Origin of the sequence: Bifidobacterium psychraerophilum, assembly GCF_000741705.1 — a bacterium.
GTDB lineage: Bacteria > Actinomycetota > Actinomycetes > Actinomycetales > Bifidobacteriaceae > Bombiscardovia > Bombiscardovia psychraerophila.
Genome location: NZ_JGZI01000007.1, coordinates 36,548 through 52,472, shown reverse-complemented (window position 1 = coordinate 52,472; position 15,925 = coordinate 36,548). Strand labels below are relative to the sequence as shown.

The 15,925-nt window shown below is 56.0% G+C and carries 17 protein-coding genes and 1 pseudogene; 10 read left to right on the top strand and 8 right to left on the bottom strand.

Annotated features, from left to right (window positions below; all coding sequences use genetic code 11):
• Window positions 1-179 precede the first annotated feature (179 nt).
• Window positions 180-755 carry a TetR/AcrR family transcriptional regulator gene (locus tag BPSY_RS01820; RefSeq protein WP_033495589.1) on the bottom strand — a complete coding sequence of 192 codons (576 nt, stop codon included), beginning with the start codon at window positions 753-755 and terminating at the stop codon, window positions 180-182.
• Window positions 756-849: 94 nt separating this feature from the next.
• On the opposite strand from BPSY_RS01820, the gene BPSY_RS01815 reads away from it, so the two are divergent.
• Window positions 850-1,521: a DsbA family oxidoreductase gene (locus tag BPSY_RS01815; protein ID WP_033495587.1), complete on the top strand. Its 672-nt coding sequence runs from the start codon at window positions 850-852 to the stop codon at window positions 1,519-1,521.
• A gap of 228 nt (window positions 1,522-1,749) precedes the next feature.
• The gene (locus tag BPSY_RS01810) at window positions 1,750-2,712 is read left to right on the top strand and encodes an NAD-dependent epimerase/dehydratase family protein (RefSeq protein ID WP_034886603.1); all 963 of its coding nucleotides are present in this window, start codon (window positions 1,750-1,752) and stop codon (window positions 2,710-2,712) included.
• A 67-nt stretch (window positions 2,713-2,779) separates the two neighbouring features.
• Here the strand turns inward: BPSY_RS01810 and BPSY_RS01805 are convergent, their stop codons facing one another.
• Window positions 2,780-2,977 carry a hypothetical protein gene (locus BPSY_RS01805; protein ID WP_033495582.1) on the bottom strand — a complete coding sequence of 66 codons (198 nt, stop codon included), beginning with the start codon at window positions 2,975-2,977 and terminating at the stop codon, window positions 2,780-2,782.
• 344 nt (window positions 2,978-3,321) lie between these two features.
• Here BPSY_RS01805 and BPSY_RS01795 point away from each other — a divergent pair, with 344 nt between their 5' ends.
• Together BPSY_RS01795 and BPSY_RS01790 are read left to right on the top strand one after the other, a co-directional pair.
• Entirely contained in the window at window positions 3,322-3,615 is a 294-nt protein-coding gene (locus tag BPSY_RS01795) for an ArsR/SmtB family transcription factor (RefSeq protein ID WP_033495578.1), read from the top strand.
• 85 nt (window positions 3,616-3,700) lie between these two features.
• A complete protein-coding gene (locus tag BPSY_RS01790; RefSeq protein WP_051921462.1) occupies window positions 3,701-5,083 on the top strand; it encodes a DHA2 family efflux MFS transporter permease subunit in 1,383 nt (460 codons plus the stop codon).
• A gap of 290 nt (window positions 5,084-5,373) precedes the next feature.
• Here BPSY_RS01790 and BPSY_RS01785 read toward each other — a convergent pair whose 3' ends face one another.
• The 3 genes from BPSY_RS01785 to BPSY_RS01780 all read right to left on the bottom strand — a co-directional run bounded on the left by BPSY_RS01785 (window position 5,374) and on the right by BPSY_RS01780 (window position 8,347).
• Window positions 5,374-7,314 (bottom strand): heavy metal translocating P-type ATPase, encoded by a 1,941-nt coding sequence (locus tag BPSY_RS01785; RefSeq protein ID WP_081884088.1) that lies wholly within the window; start codon window positions 7,312-7,314, stop codon window positions 5,374-5,376.
• A complete protein-coding gene (cmtR, locus tag BPSY_RS11305; protein WP_081884087.1) occupies window positions 7,311-7,694 on the bottom strand; it encodes a Cd(II)/Pb(II)-sensing metalloregulatory transcriptional regulator CmtR in 384 nt (127 codons plus the stop codon). The genes BPSY_RS01785 and cmtR overlap by 4 nt, the downstream gene beginning before the upstream one ends.
• 182 nt (window positions 7,695-7,876) lie before the next feature.
• The gene (locus BPSY_RS01780; protein WP_152596796.1) at window positions 7,877-8,347 is read right to left on the bottom strand and encodes a hypothetical protein; all 471 of its coding nucleotides are present in this window, start codon (window positions 8,345-8,347) and stop codon (window positions 7,877-7,879) included.
• A gap of 420 nt (window positions 8,348-8,767) precedes the next feature.
• Here BPSY_RS01780 and BPSY_RS01775 point away from each other — a divergent pair, with 420 nt between their 5' ends.
• On the top strand, window positions 8,768-9,703 hold the full coding sequence (locus tag BPSY_RS01775; protein WP_051921460.1) for a glycosyltransferase family 2 protein: 936 nt from the start codon (window positions 8,768-8,770) through the stop codon (window positions 9,701-9,703).
• 9 nt (window positions 9,704-9,712) lie between these two features.
• Here BPSY_RS01775 and BPSY_RS01770 read toward each other — a convergent pair whose 3' ends face one another.
• Complete coding sequence (locus BPSY_RS01770; protein ID WP_033495574.1) at window positions 9,713-10,399, bottom strand: hypothetical protein; 687 nt, start codon at window positions 10,397-10,399, stop codon at window positions 9,713-9,715.
• A 378-nt stretch (window positions 10,400-10,777) separates the two neighbouring features.
• On the opposite strand from BPSY_RS01770, the gene BPSY_RS01765 reads away from it, so the two are divergent.
• Window positions 10,778-11,359: a GNAT family N-acetyltransferase gene (locus BPSY_RS01765; protein WP_033495572.1), complete on the top strand. Its 582-nt coding sequence runs from the start codon at window positions 10,778-10,780 to the stop codon at window positions 11,357-11,359.
• A 47-nt stretch (window positions 11,360-11,406) separates the two neighbouring features.
• On the opposite strand, the gene BPSY_RS01760 is transcribed toward BPSY_RS01765, so the two are convergent.
• Entirely contained in the window at window positions 11,407-12,258 is an 852-nt protein-coding gene (locus BPSY_RS01760; RefSeq protein WP_033495570.1) for an MBL fold metallo-hydrolase, read from the bottom strand.
• A 143-nt stretch (window positions 12,259-12,401) separates the two neighbouring features.
• Here BPSY_RS01760 and BPSY_RS01755 point away from each other — a divergent pair.
• From BPSY_RS01755 to BPSY_RS01740, 4 genes and pseudogenes are all read left to right on the top strand, one after another.
• Window positions 12,402-12,722: pseudogene (locus tag BPSY_RS01755) on the top strand (DUF6609 family protein); the annotation flags it as partial.
• 142 nt (window positions 12,723-12,864) lie between these two features.
• A complete protein-coding gene (locus tag BPSY_RS01750) occupies window positions 12,865-13,290 on the top strand; it encodes a hypothetical protein (RefSeq protein ID WP_033495568.1) in 426 nt (141 codons plus the stop codon).
• Window positions 13,291-13,597: 307 nt separating this feature from the next.
• Window positions 13,598-13,972, top strand: coding sequence for a hypothetical protein (locus BPSY_RS01745; RefSeq protein WP_033495566.1), 375 nt, complete (start codon window positions 13,598-13,600; stop codon window positions 13,970-13,972).
• A gap of 152 nt (window positions 13,973-14,124) precedes the next feature.
• Window positions 14,125-14,427 (top strand): hypothetical protein, encoded by a 303-nt coding sequence (locus tag BPSY_RS01740; protein ID WP_202961760.1) that lies wholly within the window; start codon window positions 14,125-14,127, stop codon window positions 14,425-14,427.
• Window positions 14,428-15,265: 838 nt separating this feature from the next.
• On the opposite strand, the gene BPSY_RS01735 is transcribed toward BPSY_RS01740, so the two are convergent.
• Entirely contained in the window at window positions 15,266-15,925 is a 660-nt protein-coding gene (locus BPSY_RS01735) for a sugar O-acetyltransferase (protein WP_033495564.1), read from the bottom strand.

The window sequence follows — 15,925 nt, the reverse complement described above, 5'->3', positions numbered from 1 at the left end:
ATCTCGACGGTCGGCTATCGCGTCTCTGCCTGTGCGGCCAGTCACTCACGACCGTGGCCGCCATCAAAGTGGGGTTCGTCCCTGCCGGACGTGACATATGTGGCGGCCGGTAGCACGCCGTTGGGGCTGCGCTTGCGGAGCGAAGGAATTCGGGAACTCCTATCCGCAGGCCGGTACCCCTATGCGGGTTGTTGCGCCAAAGCGCTTGTGATCATGAGTTGAACGGTGCGTTCCCAATCGCTTGGAGCGTTGGGATCACATATGCCCTTGCTGAAGAGCCAGAGTATGTTGAACAGATCCTGTCTACGGAAATCTGCTGAGAGGACCCCGGTCGCGTGGCACTGATCAAGGAGTTGGTAGCCGATCGCCAATAACTCGTCGCATCCTTCGGTGTTCGTGGAATCCGGCGTTACGGAGAGGGCGTGCAACGCGGCATTAAGCATGGAATCGGTGCGTTGAAGGTCCATCATGGTGTTCAGGAACAGCTCCAGACCTTCCTTCGGGTCGGTGGAGTTCTCGACCGCCGCGGTGAGTGTCGATGTCGCCTGTGCGATCGCATCGGGCATCAGCGCTTCCAGCAATTCTTCGCGTGTGGCATAACGGTTGTATAACGTGCCGATGCTGACGCCCGCTTCTTTCGCGATCACTTCGAGAGGTGCGTTGACGCCAAGACGAGCGAATACGGCCAGCGCTGCTGAATGCAACTTGGCCGTGTTGTCCCTGGCATCCTTCCGTGAATTCGCAGTGCGCGCCATGTGTTCTCCTGTCCAGGAGCCGAGCTTACTCCATGATGATATGCTAGCCTTAACTTGAGGTTGTACTCAACTTATGTGAAAGGCATCAGGAACCATGACCAACAACGAAGGCCAGGCAGGTAAGCAGCTCGTCATCGATGTGTGGGCGGATGTACTGTGCCCTTGGTGCTATATCGGTGAGCATCGACTCTCCAAGGCGATTGAAGCTTCACCGCACAGTGACCGCATCAAGCTCAATGTGCATACCTTCCAGATAGATCCACATGCTCCGCAGAAGGCCATCTCCACATTGGAGTTCCTGTCGCATAAGGTCGGTATGTCTGTGGAACAGGTGCGACCCAATGAGGAGATGATTGCTCGCCAAGCCCGGCAGGACGGACTCGTGTATCACGTGGACAGACCGATGAAAAACTCCTTCGACATGCTGCGATTGGTGCAACTGGGGAATGAGTTCGGTCTTGGATGGGAATATCTGCAGGCAATGCAATCGGAAGTGTTCGGAGGCAATGCACAGGCATTCGAGGCTGATGTATTGCTGCGGACCGGCATGGCTGTGGGCTTGCCCAAGGACCGGATTGCCGCCGTAATCGCCGGTGACGAGTTTGGCGACGCGGTGCGTGAGGACAGGCGGTCGGCCCTAGACCTGGGTGTCACCGGCGTTCCCTTTACGCTGTTGAATAGGAGATTCGGAATTCCGGGTGCCGTCGGCACCCGGCAATACTCAGAAGCCATCGAAGAAGCGTGGAGGGATTCATCTCATGAGTGAAGAAGGCGCGGGGCATACCGACAGAGCGCGGCCCGACAAGATTATTATGCTGAGTCACTATCCCACATCAGGATGGTGCGATCCGGTCACGGGATCATGTATTTCGGCTTCCGGGGATGAGGGCCCGGCCGAAGGCCGGGATACTGGCGATCGTCAGCAGGCGGGCATGTAATGCCCATATCGGTAGTGATATGGGTTTCATGGATGTGGATGAGGAAAGGGGCATAAATGAAGATAGTGGTTATCGGGGCATACGGTCATATCGGGTCGTATCTCGTTCCCAAACTGGTGAGGAGCGGAAACGAAGTAATCGCGGTAAGCCGTGGTCGAAGCAAGCCCTATGTGGAGGGCGCTGAATGGGGACGTGTCGGTCAACTCAGTCTTGACAGGGTCAAAGATCCCGAATTCAACCGGAAAATAGCGGAACTCGGTGCTGACGTGGTCGTCGACTTGATCAGCTTCAGCCTCGACGATACCAAAGGCATCGTCGAGGCTCTGGAGGGCACCGAACTGTCCCATTACCTCTTCTGTTCGTCGATATGGGCGCATGGGCGGGCCGAAACTCTGCCGGTCGAAGCAAATGCGGTGAAAGCTCCACTCGATGACTATGGCATCAATAAATACAAGAGTGAACTGTATTTGCAGGAGGAGTTCAGGAAGAGAGGATTCCCCTCCACAGTAATTATGCCCGGACAGATATCGGGACCCGGGTGGACCATCATCAATCCTCAGGGCAACACGGATATCGGGGTCTTCCAGGACATCGCTGACGGGCGGGCCATCGCCTTACCGAATTTCGGGATGGAAACGCTGCACCATGTGCACGCGGACGATGTGGCGCAGATGTTCTTCAAGGCAATTGCGCACCGGAACCAGGCCTTGGGGGAGAGCTTCCATGCCGTCGCAGCTGAATCCATGACCTTGTATGGGTATGCGAAGGCGATGTACCGTTTCTTTGGACAGGAGCCCGACATAGAGTTCATGCCCTGGCCACAGTGGGTTGAACACATCGACGACGCGTCACTCAGCGAGCATACTTACTACCACATCGCGAGAAGCGGCCAGTACAGCATCGAGAACGCGCGCACCCTGATCGGGTACTCCCCGAAATACGGCACACTCGAAACCGTCGAGCAGGCAGTGCGTAGCTATATTGACAGAGGTCTGGTGTCGGTAACGCCGGTGCGCTGAATGCGAAGGCCCGTGCGATATTCCCGGTTGTGATCGCATGGGCCTTTCGATCATGGTTCAATGCCGCTTATTGTTTTTTCCTGAAATCCTTGAGCAGGAAGATCGCCGAGATGAAGATTGCCAGACTGCCCGCGAACTCCAGGCCGCTGGTGAGACCTATGCCACGAATCAGCAGATTACTGGCGAAATGAAATGACATGATCGTTGCGATCACCAATATGCAGATGATGGATACGAGAGCGTGCTTCCACGGTTGTGTATTCATGATTTCGACCAAAGTGTGTCGGTGTTGATCGCTCGGGTGAAACGGTGGGTCGGCAGGTCAATGCGGAATCTTCGGCCCGAGGATTCTCCGCCGTATGCTGTGATACCGTATGCCGCGATACAGGTGTGGAATCCGCTACGTGTCCGTACCGTGGCGCTGCTTGCTTGTGGAACCATACCCATACCAACCCCCTCGTCTTGTATGTGAAGTTCCAGATCATTCGATTCTATCAAGATTGATGTTCGGCCCGGAAGATCGAAGCACGCCGTCGGCGGGCGCCTGCACCACCCAGGGGGTGTGCTTTTCGAGAAGATCCGTGCATGATTTCTTTGTACAATTGTCATATGACTGTTGAATTGTTCTCTGCTGCCGACGACCAACTCGTGAAGGTGTTCAAAGCCCTTTCGGACCAGACGCGGATCGCGATTCTTCGGTATCTCAAAGACGCGGGCCGTGGCGTCACCTGCGGCGAGGTCAGTGCGGTGATCGATATGAGCAAATCGACCGGCTCTTATCATTTCAAACTGTTGCGTGAGGCGGGGCTGACTGTCACCCGCAAGGTGGCGCGTGAGAAGTACGTCTCCATCAACAAGGATGCCTTCGACACCTTCGTCTCAGGCTTCTACGACAGTCTCTGATTGATTGCTGGTGTTGGAAGAGCGGGTTGTCGGACGTGATATAGTTTGAATGTTTTAGAACTATAGAACAGTTTGGAGATGTGCGATGTCCGGAATTTCAACAGAAGCCACTGCGAACAAATCGGGTGAGAGGTGGCTGCTCGCCTTGACTTCGCTTGGCTTCTTCATGTCGATGATGGATTCGATGATCGTGTCCACTGCCACCACCGCGATTCGGGAGGATTTCTCCGTGTCGGTCGGTCAGTTGCAATGGGTGCTGAACGCCTATAACATCACGATCGCCGCGCTGCTGCTGGTCGGTGTCGCTTATGGCGCATCCATAGGTCATCGGAGGATGTATGTCATCGGCCTGCTGGTGTTCACCATCGGCTCCGCCTGTTGCGCCTTGTCGCTCACTTACCCTTTGCTGGTAGGGTCTCGGGTGTTGCAAGGTGTCGGGGCATCGGTGATGACCCCTATGTCGATGGCGATTCTCAGTGCATCGATCCCGCCTGAACGGCGAGGCAGGGCTTTGGGAATCTGGAGCGCCATCGGCGGATTGGCGCTGATAGCAGGACCGTCTCTGGGTGGTCTCATCGTGTCGACGCTGTCGTGGCAGTGGATATTCTGGATCAACATCCCGATCGGACTGGCCACAGCCTATCTCGTGCTGAAGCGGCTGCCAGCCGATGCGGGCAAGGGTAAGAGGCCTCATCCACTCGACGCGATTCTTGTCATCATTGCACCTGCGGCCTTCATGTATATGCTTTCGCAAAGCGCTGTCGGGTCAATCAGCCTGGTGACATGTTTCGTCGGTGTGCTCGGTGTGGCATGCGCGCTTGCGTTCATTGCTCTGCAGCGATTGAGAAGGAATCCGCTGATGCCTTTGCACATGTTCAGGTCGAGGAGATTCGATGTCGCTTTCGTCGGAACGTTTCTTCTGTACGCCGCCATGTATGGAACCGTGTTCTTCCTTCCCCAATTCCTTCAAGTGGCGCAGGGCGCGACTGCATTGAAGGCGGGGTTGGAGATATTGCCGTGGACGGGGACGCTCGTCGTGGTATCGCCTTTCGCGGGGAAGATGGCCGACATCCATGGCGAGAAACGAGTGGCGCTGGCTGGATTCGCCCTTCAGATGTTCGGCTATGCGTGGATTGCCTTCGCTGCATGGAGGGGCGCATCATATCTCCCGGTGGCCGTGGCGCTGGCAGTATGCGGGGCTGGCATATCAATGGCAGGTCCTGCTCTGCAGAAGGCCATGCTCGGCTCGGTGGAAGCAACATATATCGGCAACGCGTCAGGACTGTTCAACATATCAAGACAACTCGGCGGCGCTGTTGGAACGGCCATATCCGTCATGGTGTTCTACCGCTTTGGAACGATGGTCTCAAGCACCGGGTTCACGCAAGGCTTCACCGCGGTGATGTCGGTTTCTGCACTCGTCTGCCTTGCCGCCACTTTGCTGACTTCATTGACCGTCGATGCCTAACGGCGCGACCGGTTGCTGGTCTCGAACCGATTCTGAAACGATTGGATGCGGGAGGCGAATCTTCTTCACGATCCTGAATATGCAGACGTATGCCACGGAGTGCTTCGGCGCCAAGGTGAATCTGGGTCTGGTGAGATGCATTGCGTCATCCCGCGGTGACTTGCCGACAGCAGTCAATCCAGGAGTATTGGCATCATGAGATGTTGTCTCGGGCAAGAGCGGGTTGGTGGTCTGTGCGGAGGGGTGTGCAGGTTATGCGTTCATGCTGAATGAAACATTGTCTGTCTCTGTCACCTTACGGTTCTGTTAGGCAGAGCTGTGCGCCCTGCCCGCAAACCATTGAGGATGACGAATACTTCGGCGATCTCATGTATCAGCACCACCGAGGCAAGTCCAAGGATTCCAAACAGTGCCAAGGGGAACAGTGCTGCGATGAGAGCAAGGGCGAGTACGATGTTCCCGGTCATGATCGCACGGGCCTTTCGAGCGTGTTCCAGCGCCGCTGGTAGCAAACGCAGGTCGTTGCCTGTGAGTGCGACATCCGCTGACTCGATGGCTGCGGCACTGCCGGTGGCGCCCATGGCGATGCCTACGGTGGCTGCAGCTAATGCCGGTGTGTCGTTGATGCCGTCCCCCAGCATGACTGTTGGTACCTGGGATGATGAACGCTGCAAGTATTCGGCTTTATCCTCGGGAAGTTGTTCGGCATGAACTTCGGTAATGCCCGTTTCGCTGGCGATTGCCTCGGCGGTACGGGTGTTGTCGCCAGTGAGCATCACCGTCTCGATACCCAGGTCGTTCAGACGTCTGATCGCCTCGCGGGCCTCAGTGCGTGGCTCATCTCTGATGCCGATGATTCCCGCTACTTGCCCGTCTGCTTCTACGATGATGAGGCTCATGCCTCGAAGCGACAACTTACCGGCATCCTCGGTGAGTTCCCGCGGATCAATCCAACGAGGACTCCCGGCGCGTATCTGGTGGCCGTTGACAAGTCCTGATACGCCACATCCCGGGATTTCCTCGGTATCTGCAGCACCTGGTGCATTCTCTACGGAGGTGATGACGGCATGTGCCAATGGATGACTGCTTGCAGCTTCGAGTGCCGCAGCCCACTCCAGTATCTCGGTTTGGGAGCGTCCGGCCGTTGTGACTGTGGTGATGACCCGTGGTTGGTTGCGGGTGAGGGTGCCTGTCTTGTCGAATGCCACACGGCGAATGGTTCCCAGCTGTTCAAATGCGACGCCGGATTTGATGATCACCCCGGCTTTGGATGCTGAAGCTATTGCTGAGATTACCGTTACGGGTACTGCGATGGCTAGGGCGCAAGGTGATGCAGCGACCAGAACGACAAGGGCGCGTTCGACCCACATGGCAGGGTTGCCGATGATGAAGCCAAAGATGATGACGAGTACAGCGGTGATGAGCACCGCCGGTACCAGGGGACTTGCGATGCGATCGGCCAGGCGCGCACGGGTGCCTTTATTCGCCTGGGCTTGCTCTACCAGCTGCACAATCTTTGTCAAGGAGTTGTCGCGACCATCCGCGGTGGCCCGGACGTAGAGTGTTCCTGTCCCATTGACTGAACCTGCAAGTATTTCGTCACTGGGTGTGGCTTCGACTGGAATCGACTCTCCCGTAACGGCTGAAGTGTCCAGCCAGGAGTGGCCGCTGGAAACCACGCCATCAGTGGACACGCGTTCACCTGCTCCCACAATGAGAATGTCATCTCGGCGAATTTGGGCCGCTGGGATGACCCGCTCTCCTGTCGCGCTGGAGATGTGTGCCGTCTCAGGTATTAGTGAAAGCAATGCACGCAACCCTTGTTTGGCTCGATCCATCGATCGGTCTTCCAGCGTTTCTGAAATTGAAAACAGGAAGGCCAGGGCTGCGGCCTCTTCGACATGACCGAGAAGCACTGCGCCGATACCGGATATGGTCATCAGCAGGCCCACTCCCAGACGCTCGCGCCCGCGATTGGCGAACAGTTGCTTGAAAGTGCCCGGAACGAAAGTCGATGCGCCGGCGAGCAATCCAATAGAAAACATAATCCATGAAGAGACTATGAATCCGCGCAGTCGCAGAGCGAGGCCAATAGCCCACAACAGGCCGGATGCAATAGGCAGTAGCAATGTTTGGTCACGCCACCATGGGGTTGCTTCTTCGGGTAGATCGTCATGAATGATAGAGGGGCTCTTCTGCTCTTGGGGGGATACAGGCTCCGCCCGGTTCATCGAGCCTCCTGGTTTGTCTGTGTCTGATTGACCCCGGGGCCGCAGCACAATGGCACATCAGCATTCGAATCTAGGCAGGGCGCTCCATCGTCGACAGCGAGCACAACGTCCACTAAATCCTTCAGTGCATGTGTCAGGTGTGCATCAGCAATCTCATAGCGGGTTCTGCGACCCTCGGGTACTGCGACGACGATGCCACAACCTCTGAGACACGCCAGATGATTGGAAACATTGGTGCGGGATATCCCGAGTTCGCGAGAAAGCTGGGCCGGATATCCTGGATTGTCCAACAATGACAGCAGAATCCGTGACCGGGTCGCATCGGCCATCGCACGGCCCAATCGGTTCATAGCATCAACACGAGAAGCAATAGTCAGCATATGATGACTATACATCGAATGCTGACCTATTGATGATTTGAGACACCGCCAAAGATGCCGATCCTGTCAGTATTCATCGAAGGATACTGTTATATCGTTGCATTCATGACTAGCAACTCAGGAGAGCGCATCTCCTGGGAGCAAGCTCGTGTGGTTCGGGGCAGGAGCAGCAGTGCGCAGCTTCATTCTTTGAATGATGATGCGTAGGGCATGGTGATGGTGACGGTGTCTGTGCCTCTGTCGACGGTGATCTTGAATGATTTGCTCACGGTAGTCTCGCCAGTCTCCGGCGTCACCAAGGGGCAGGAGACGGTCAGGTGGTATGTGCCGGTTTCATTGCCCATCCCTATCTCGCCGAGCCCGTCTGTGTTGTGAAGCATCAGGGTGTCCGCATACCCGTCCTTCGTTTTCTGCGCGTCGTGCCAATCGACGGAGCATCCTTGATACCCCAAGCCTCTGCTGTTGAGTACGCGCAGCTTGCGTTCCGGTGTCTGCTGCTGCGAGGATGCAGCGCCGACATCGGTGGAAGAGCTGTTGCCTGTATGCCTAGCCTGGGATCGCCAGAAGAGCACGCCTGCCAGGCAAGCCACTACGAGCAATACGACCAGGGCCACGGTCCAGACCGCTCCATGAGATCTTCGGTTGTGAGTCACAGGCCATCCTCTCATATTGTTCATATTGTTTCAGCGGTACGGGCTCCCTGCGGGAGAGGTATGAGCGCCATCCCCCGATCCATACAGCTGATCGCACCCTATCGGAAGCTCCCCTGCGCAGAGTTCAATCATCCGGGAATCCCGTATGCCACCAGTGCTGTCCTGCCTAAGACTGTGCGCATCTTCTTAAGTCACAGTCAGATTAGCAATCGTCGAAGGTGATCCCGGGCTGGTCGTCCTGTTTCATCCAAAGAGGGTACACATCCTGAGAGTGGATACATCCGGTCCGAGGCGTCTGCACTGTTGTGTTGCAGTGACTGGGCGCAATGGATCGTGACGGTGGTGTTGTTATCAGAAAGTATGAGGATGGTCTTAACGGCTGTTGGTGTTGCCGTTTCGTGATACAGCTAGGATGATGCCATGAGCAATGATGCGAATGATGTCACAGTAGTGATTACGTGTTGTAACCAGGCCGATTACATAGTCGAGGCGGTCGATTCGGTGCATGCGCAGACGCTCCAGACTCCAAGCATCATCGTCGTGGATGACGGTTCGGACGACCCGAGGACAATCCGCGTTCTGGTCGAATTATCGGATAGTGGTGTGCGGGTCATTCATCAGCGGAATGCCGGGGTTTCCTCCGCGCGGAACAGAGGCATCAGGGCTGCATCGAGCACCTTCGTGGCCGTGCTCGATGGCGACGACCGTTTCAAACCGCACTTCCTTGAATCAGCAGTAGACCTGCTTCATCACGATGACGGCCTTGTCGCTGCGTCCTCTTGGATGAGCACCTTCGGGGTGCTCGAATCCACTGTGAAACCCCTCGGCGGGGATATCGGCGCTTTTCTGGCCCGTAACAACTGTCCTGCAGCATGTGTGTTTCGGCGTGATCTCGCACTGTCTGCGGGTGGATACGATGAGGATATGCGAGCGGGATTCGAGGACTGGGATTTCTACCTGACGATTCTGGAACATATGGAACAAGCCTATTCCACACACGGCCGGATCGGCATCATCCCTGAACCCCTCATCGAGTATCGAACGAGTTCAACTTCCTCGAATATCGCCAGTATGGGCAAGCGACTCGAACTGATGCGGCTGATTATTCGCAAACATCAGCAAAGCTACCAGGCACATCTCTGCGATGCGATCCTCGGTATCGAGACCGTCTCGATGCAACGGCTCGAACTTTGGGAGCGCACGGTACGGCATCATCCAGAGCTCCTCAGCGGAAACTCTCCGAGTGCGCTCTTCATGCAGGAACCCAGTTACGGCGATGGCGGCATGGCTGCGGCGGTTCGTATACGCTCCGGCATCGAGGCGCTGGCTGAAAAGGGAAAGCCCGAGGTCGTGTAGAGCAGGGTTTCACTGGGTGATGATGTTGATGCGCCAGGCTCTTTGCTGCTCGATGGTCGGTGCGGGCTGGTCTGAATTGATGTACACGTCGAGGTTGAATATGCGCGTGGGCGAGTTGAGTTGGGAATAGTCGGTGACGGCGGTGCCATTGAGCCTTAATAGCATGAGGCGGTTGAGTCCGCGGATTGGCGTGAGATCCTGCAAATGTTCGAGATCGTCGAGGTCGAGTGTCTGGATGTTGCTGAAGTGTTCGATGCCTGAGAGGCTGGTGAGATCCTTCAGGGCGATGCCGCAGTAGGGGTGTTGTGTGTCGGGCAGTGCGTAACCGTTCGCGACGCCTATCCCGCCGATGCCGGTGAGGTCTTCGGCTGTTGTGCGGGTGAGCTGGTCGTCGACGTGCTGATCCATGATTTCCGCCATGCATTGCGCAAGGGTCGGGTCTGTGAACAGTTGGCGGTAGCTTCCCAGGTTGTCCGGTGCATTGGAGGGGCCCGTCGTGCTGGCGTTTGATGATGTATTGCCTGAAGGCGAAGAGGACTCGGCCTTGCCGGTGGTCGTTATCGATGCGGAGGAGGTTGGTGTCGGCAGCTGTGCTGTTGAATCGGAGCTCGCGCATGCCGACATGGTGGCAAGTGCCAGCGCTGCGGTACCTGTTGCCGCGATCAGGTGAAGGAATCTCGCCGTTCTTCGATGCATGTGCTGTCCTTGTTCCGGTCAAGCTGCCTTCTTTGGCTGCTGTTGTTCACGTCGATCCTCGAAGCTGAACGATGCTGCAGGCCGATGATCGATCCGGTGTGACATCAGTTATTGTACGCTTTGCATGCCTTGGAAGCTCCTTGTTGTGGAAGGGCGAAACCTTGAAATCAAGCGTCCACCTCCTTCCATCTCTTGCCTCCCGCTCTTTAATACGAGCTGATGATCGGCCTTTCTCAGTGTTGTGGGCACCCTGGTGAAAGCTTGCAGGGCGATGGATCATTCTGATAGCGCAGGCGCAGGCGCAGGCGCAGGCGCAGGCACGGGCACGGGTATCGCGGGGTTCATGTTGGCATCGCTTGGAAGTGCTAGCTTGTGTTCATGGAAGAGATATCAACGCGGCCGGCGACGATCGATCGTTGGCACGACCTTCAGGACGTGCTCAACGGCGGTGGCGACGGGAAAAGTTGCCAGTGCATGTGGCCGGTGATGCAGGGGACACAGTGGCGCACATGTTCCGTCGAGGAACGCAGATCCGCTTTGCATGATGAGGTCGCATCGGGCCCAGCCCCGGGGATCATCGCGTATGTTGACGGCGTCCCCGCCGGATGGGTGCGAGTGGGGCCGCGTCCGCATCAACGGCGTCTGGAGAAATCGCGGATCGTGAAGGCCGGATCCAGAGAGCCTTTCGAGGAGGCGGGCGTCTGGGCCATCACGTGTTTTTCGATACGCAGGGAGTACAGGCGAACAGGGCTTACCGCCACGCTGATTCGAGCAGCCGTCGAATATGCGAAGAACGGCCATGCCGCAACCATCGAAGCCTACCCGGTTGATAACAGGGAGGCGAAGACTTCAAGTGCCAGTCTCTTCGTGGGGCCGGCCACCACCTTTCTGCATGAGGGTTTCTCGATAGTGGCCCACCCCACGCCCAATCGTGTCGTGGTGTCACTGGCCTGCCTGTGACAGGGGATGACCGCCGAGCGTGATATTCGCTCCCATTGTCTCGTCTGTCAGAAGGAGCAGGTCATGCCGTCGTAGCTGACTACGAAATGCTCGCTTTCGGCTCTGGAGTAGAAGTCTTCATATCCTTCGAAGCCGTGGTGCGAGAAATGGTTCGCGACGAAGATGGTGGAGCTGTCCGCCAGTCCCATGCGGCACATGCTTTCACGCACTTTGAGGTTCTGGTCGAAGTTCATGTGGGGCACCCCGACCTCGGGTAGAGGGGTCATCGCCAATGTGCAGTCCAAAGAGACATAGTCGTATTTCAGTCCGGCCTTCCGGATCTGCTCCCATGTCGCTTCAGGAAAATAGCCCGTGTCGTGGGCGTAGAGCAGGGACTTCGTGCCGTCGCTGATCGCATAGAACACGCAGTCGCCGCTGTATTGGCCGTGCGCCGCCGCGAAAACGTGGATCGTGTATTTGCCCTCCTCGACGTCGAAGGATTGACCGGGGGCGACGGTGTGGAAGGACAGCATGTCATCATCATGATGCTGTTCGAGGAAGAAGGCCCTGTCGTAGAATCCTCTGACTGTCTGGGAACCATAGACGTCCATATGAGAGTCGTTGCAATCGGCGTACATGCCCTTGCCCATGCGGTAGGCCAGATCCTCGCCATAGAAGTGGTCCGAATGCCAGTGGGTGATGAGCAGTGTGCGGATATCCGGCAGGGGGAAGTTGTCGCGGATATAGTGCAGGTAGGTGTCTCCGGGGAAATCCAGAAGCACGGTGTTGTCCACAACGGCCTGGGATTGGGTCCGTATGGCCCGTCCTCCCATCTTTCTGGCATTGATGCATGTGTCGCATTTGCAGAATATGCCGGGGATCCGTTCGGCGGCGGCCGTCCCGAGGTGTTGAATTCTCATCCCATATCCATCCTGTTTGCTGCCTCAGTGGGCGCTTCTTTCGATGCTCGTACCAATGAATTGTATGTCGTGAATCCCCATGCAAAAGCTTTCCTGCAAAACGCCGCGAAACTGACTGAGAAGCCTGACGCCAGTGGCGCTTCTCGAACCTGTCCATGGCGGTGCTGGCGGTACTGATATTCCTCTCATTCGCAGTCACGCAGCATGCGTATGGCGACATCGCTTCATTGCCGGCGGTGAGAACGCTTTGGTTGGGTATTCTCATCTCAGTCGCATTGCATTTCTTCATGTTCATACCGGTGCATGGCAAGATGATGGCCATTCTGGGTGTGGTGCTTCTTGTCAATGCTGGTGCCGGGCTGCTGCTCCCCGCAATGCCGCTGGATGTCGTCTTCGTTCTTGATGGGATCATCAAAATAGTCGTGGGAGCGATTCTGATAAGAATCAGCCCCACCGACTTCTGACCCCACTCATGCCACTTCAAACCACGATCGTGAGTTGGGTGGCTTGCAGCGATCGTTGTTGCTCCTATGCTTCACAAGATGACAGCCGATGTGATCGCGAATCCGAGTCGCTCACGTAGTCTGTCTGGCAGAATGGTCTGTTATGTATGATTTTTTCCAGCGGCACAGATTCATAGAAGGTCTGTGCGGCTGGGCGGTGCTTATGATCCTCGTGGGAGTGTTCGCTGCCCTCGTTGGAGGCAACGTCCTATTCCCGATATGGCGTGTGCCATTATTCCTTAACTTTTTTGCTCTGGGTGGTTTCGCTTATGTCAATGTCACAGGCGAGCCCGCGGACAATCGGATGGGCATCGCTGACTGGCTCAATCGTATCCAGTGGATCAATGGGCTTGGTCTGCTGCTGCATGGCACCATCGGCTTCTACGCGCGCAATGGGACGCGGCAGATTGTCCCATCCCTGTGGAGAGCTCCTGTCGGCGATGTGGTGATTACCTTGGGTATATACATACTCTTATTCACTGGCGCTACTGCTCTTGCGTGGATTGTGAAGCATAACCGTAATCATTGATGGGCAGCTGTTGTACCGGTGGGCCGATGCAACGGCCATGAATCAGCATGCGCCTGCCCAATCAGCACATGCATCGCAGCCGAGTATCGGCAGAGCGACCATCGGTATCAGAAGACCGCTTTCAAGGGTGAATGCGGCCCCGACGTACGCGGACGTGTGCTCGTAGCCGACGAAAGCGCTGTCGTGCAACACCTTCCCGGCATTTAATGAAACACCAACAAAACGCTAACAATTATCCCCAGAAGTGCCCATAGCTTATGAAGCGTCAACTTCAACAGCGGTTTCGAAGGGAAGAAGGGTTGTCGTCATGACAAAGAAAAACTTCGTATCAATGATTCTGGGCACCATCGGTGGCATCCTGTTCGCCCTGGGCATGTGTATGGGGCTGCTGCCCCAATGGCAGGCCTTCGAGCAAGGTGTGGCCGTGGGGGCCGTCGGGCTGGTCGTATTGCTGATCACGGTGCTCGTCAGACGCAAGATGGGAGGTAAGCCGATGCTGGTGCCGATCAGCGGCAAATCAGTCGGTATTACCTTGCTGGCCATTGTCGGGACTTTGGCACTGGGGGTCGGCATGAACCTGGTTATGGTGTGGAGTCATCTGGTCCCGGGCATCATCGTCGGGATGCTCGGCATCATCATCCTGCTCATGCTCATCCCATTGTGCAAAGGCCTGAAGGATTGAGAACACCATGACCAAGCTCATCCGCGCAGTCACAAGCACCGCACTCATAGTCTCCATGCTGCTCCTCGGAGCGGTCAGATGGCTCAGGCTCTGAACAGCGACACCTCCACAAAGACATTCACAAGCACCATCATCGAACACAGGAGCACATCATGGCAAAATCGCCACTCATCAAAGCAAACAAGAAGATCGCCGAGAAACTCTACGGTGCACACCACGCCGTCGCCGATACCGTCGTATCAGGATTCAACTCCGTCGCGGATAAGTTCGTCGACGAATTCCTCACGAAGGATGACGAAAGCGTCGAAGAGGCCAGGAAGCGCCTCTCAGAGGAAGAAAGGACCCGCAAAGAGGAGTCAAAACAGAGACTCGAGGAACAACAAGAAAGGCAGAAAGACATCATCGAGCACACCCATGTCCCGGAAATGCCACATCACCCCCATACACATCGCTAAGATCCTGGAGCGCTTTGTCGACATAGCGGCAAAGGCGCCCATATTCACCCTTACACAGCAAATACTCCATACACAGCATTATCAACAGGAAAGCAGAACATCATGATCACCGGAGTCATCATCGCAGTCGTCGTCGTTGCCGTCATCATCATCGCGGGCATCGTCATCTACAAAAAACGACACTAAAACCAGCACAAACACAAAGCAACGGTGGCAGCGAGATTGGCGATATGCCGGTCTCGCTGCCACCGCTTTATGCGTTCCGCCATACGAATCGCAGTCTGCTTTTCATCATCGATTGCTTCTTATGCAAGTGCGTCCGGAGCATGTCGTCACCGACGAGCTCCGTGAGATAAAACAAATGAGGGTGCTGAACTCTATGTTCAGTGCCCCCTTTGGGGGAGCTGATTGGGCGCGTGTTGAACTTTGCGTGGTCAGGGATCACCTGTTGATGGTGACGGTGTTTCGGGCGGCTTAAGAATTGTAAGAACGGTTGGTTGTGGTTGTATGGGATTGGAGACTTTTTGGTTTGACGGCATCGCTTTGGTTAACGCACGGACAATCCTCTATCGCTTCGGAATGCTCATAATTGGGTTCGGTGCCTTTTTTACGATCACTTTTCTTCAGATCGCATTAGCGGTGGTGAGGGCCGGTCCTACGCTTTGTCGGACTTTCAGACAAGGTCGTTGTGGTTGCGGATCTTCGCTCGGGTTTTGGATAATGGCTGGTTACTGATCTGGTAGTGCAAGCCCTGTTGGAAGGTCCTCCAGCAAAGTGGACCGTTTGGGATGATTCCGGTTTTGCTTTGTTGGAGGTGTTATGTCCGCTGGGAAACCACTTATCTCTCGGATTGGAACGGTTGATCCCTGAGCTGTCGTTCTTCGTCCAGATCCGATGGGTCGAAGGGGTGCCCGTGATTGTAGTTGTTGAGGTCGTCAGGGCCGATCTCGCGGAGTACTCTGCATGGGTTGCCGACCGCTACGACGTTTGCAGGGATGTCTTTGGTAACTACGCTTCCGGCACCGATTGTGGTTCCGGCTCCTATGGTCACTCCTGGGCAGATCGTCACTCCGGCTCCTATCCAGCAGTCGTTGCCGATAGTGACGGGGCTGGCGTACATGTAGCCTCGCATGGCTGGGTTGATGGGGTGGCTGACGGTTGCGATGTTGACATTTGGTCCGAACATGACATGGTCGCCGATGGTCAGTGTTCCGTCGTCAATGAAATTGCAACTCGCGTTGATGTATGTGCCACTGCCAACCTTGATGTGGGTGCCGTACGCAAAGCAGAACGGTGGTTCCACCCAGAATGTGGCAGCTTGTTGCGCGCTGATGCCAAACATTTGGGAGATAAGCGTCGTGCGTCCCTTGATGTCGGCAGGGTCGCTGTTGTTGAACAGGTACATCAGCCGCTTCGCGGCGGTCCGCTCTTCGGGAAGGCCTTCGCAGTTGTCGGTGAACAGTAGCCCTTCGTTGATTCGTTCGCGCATGGTTCTCAT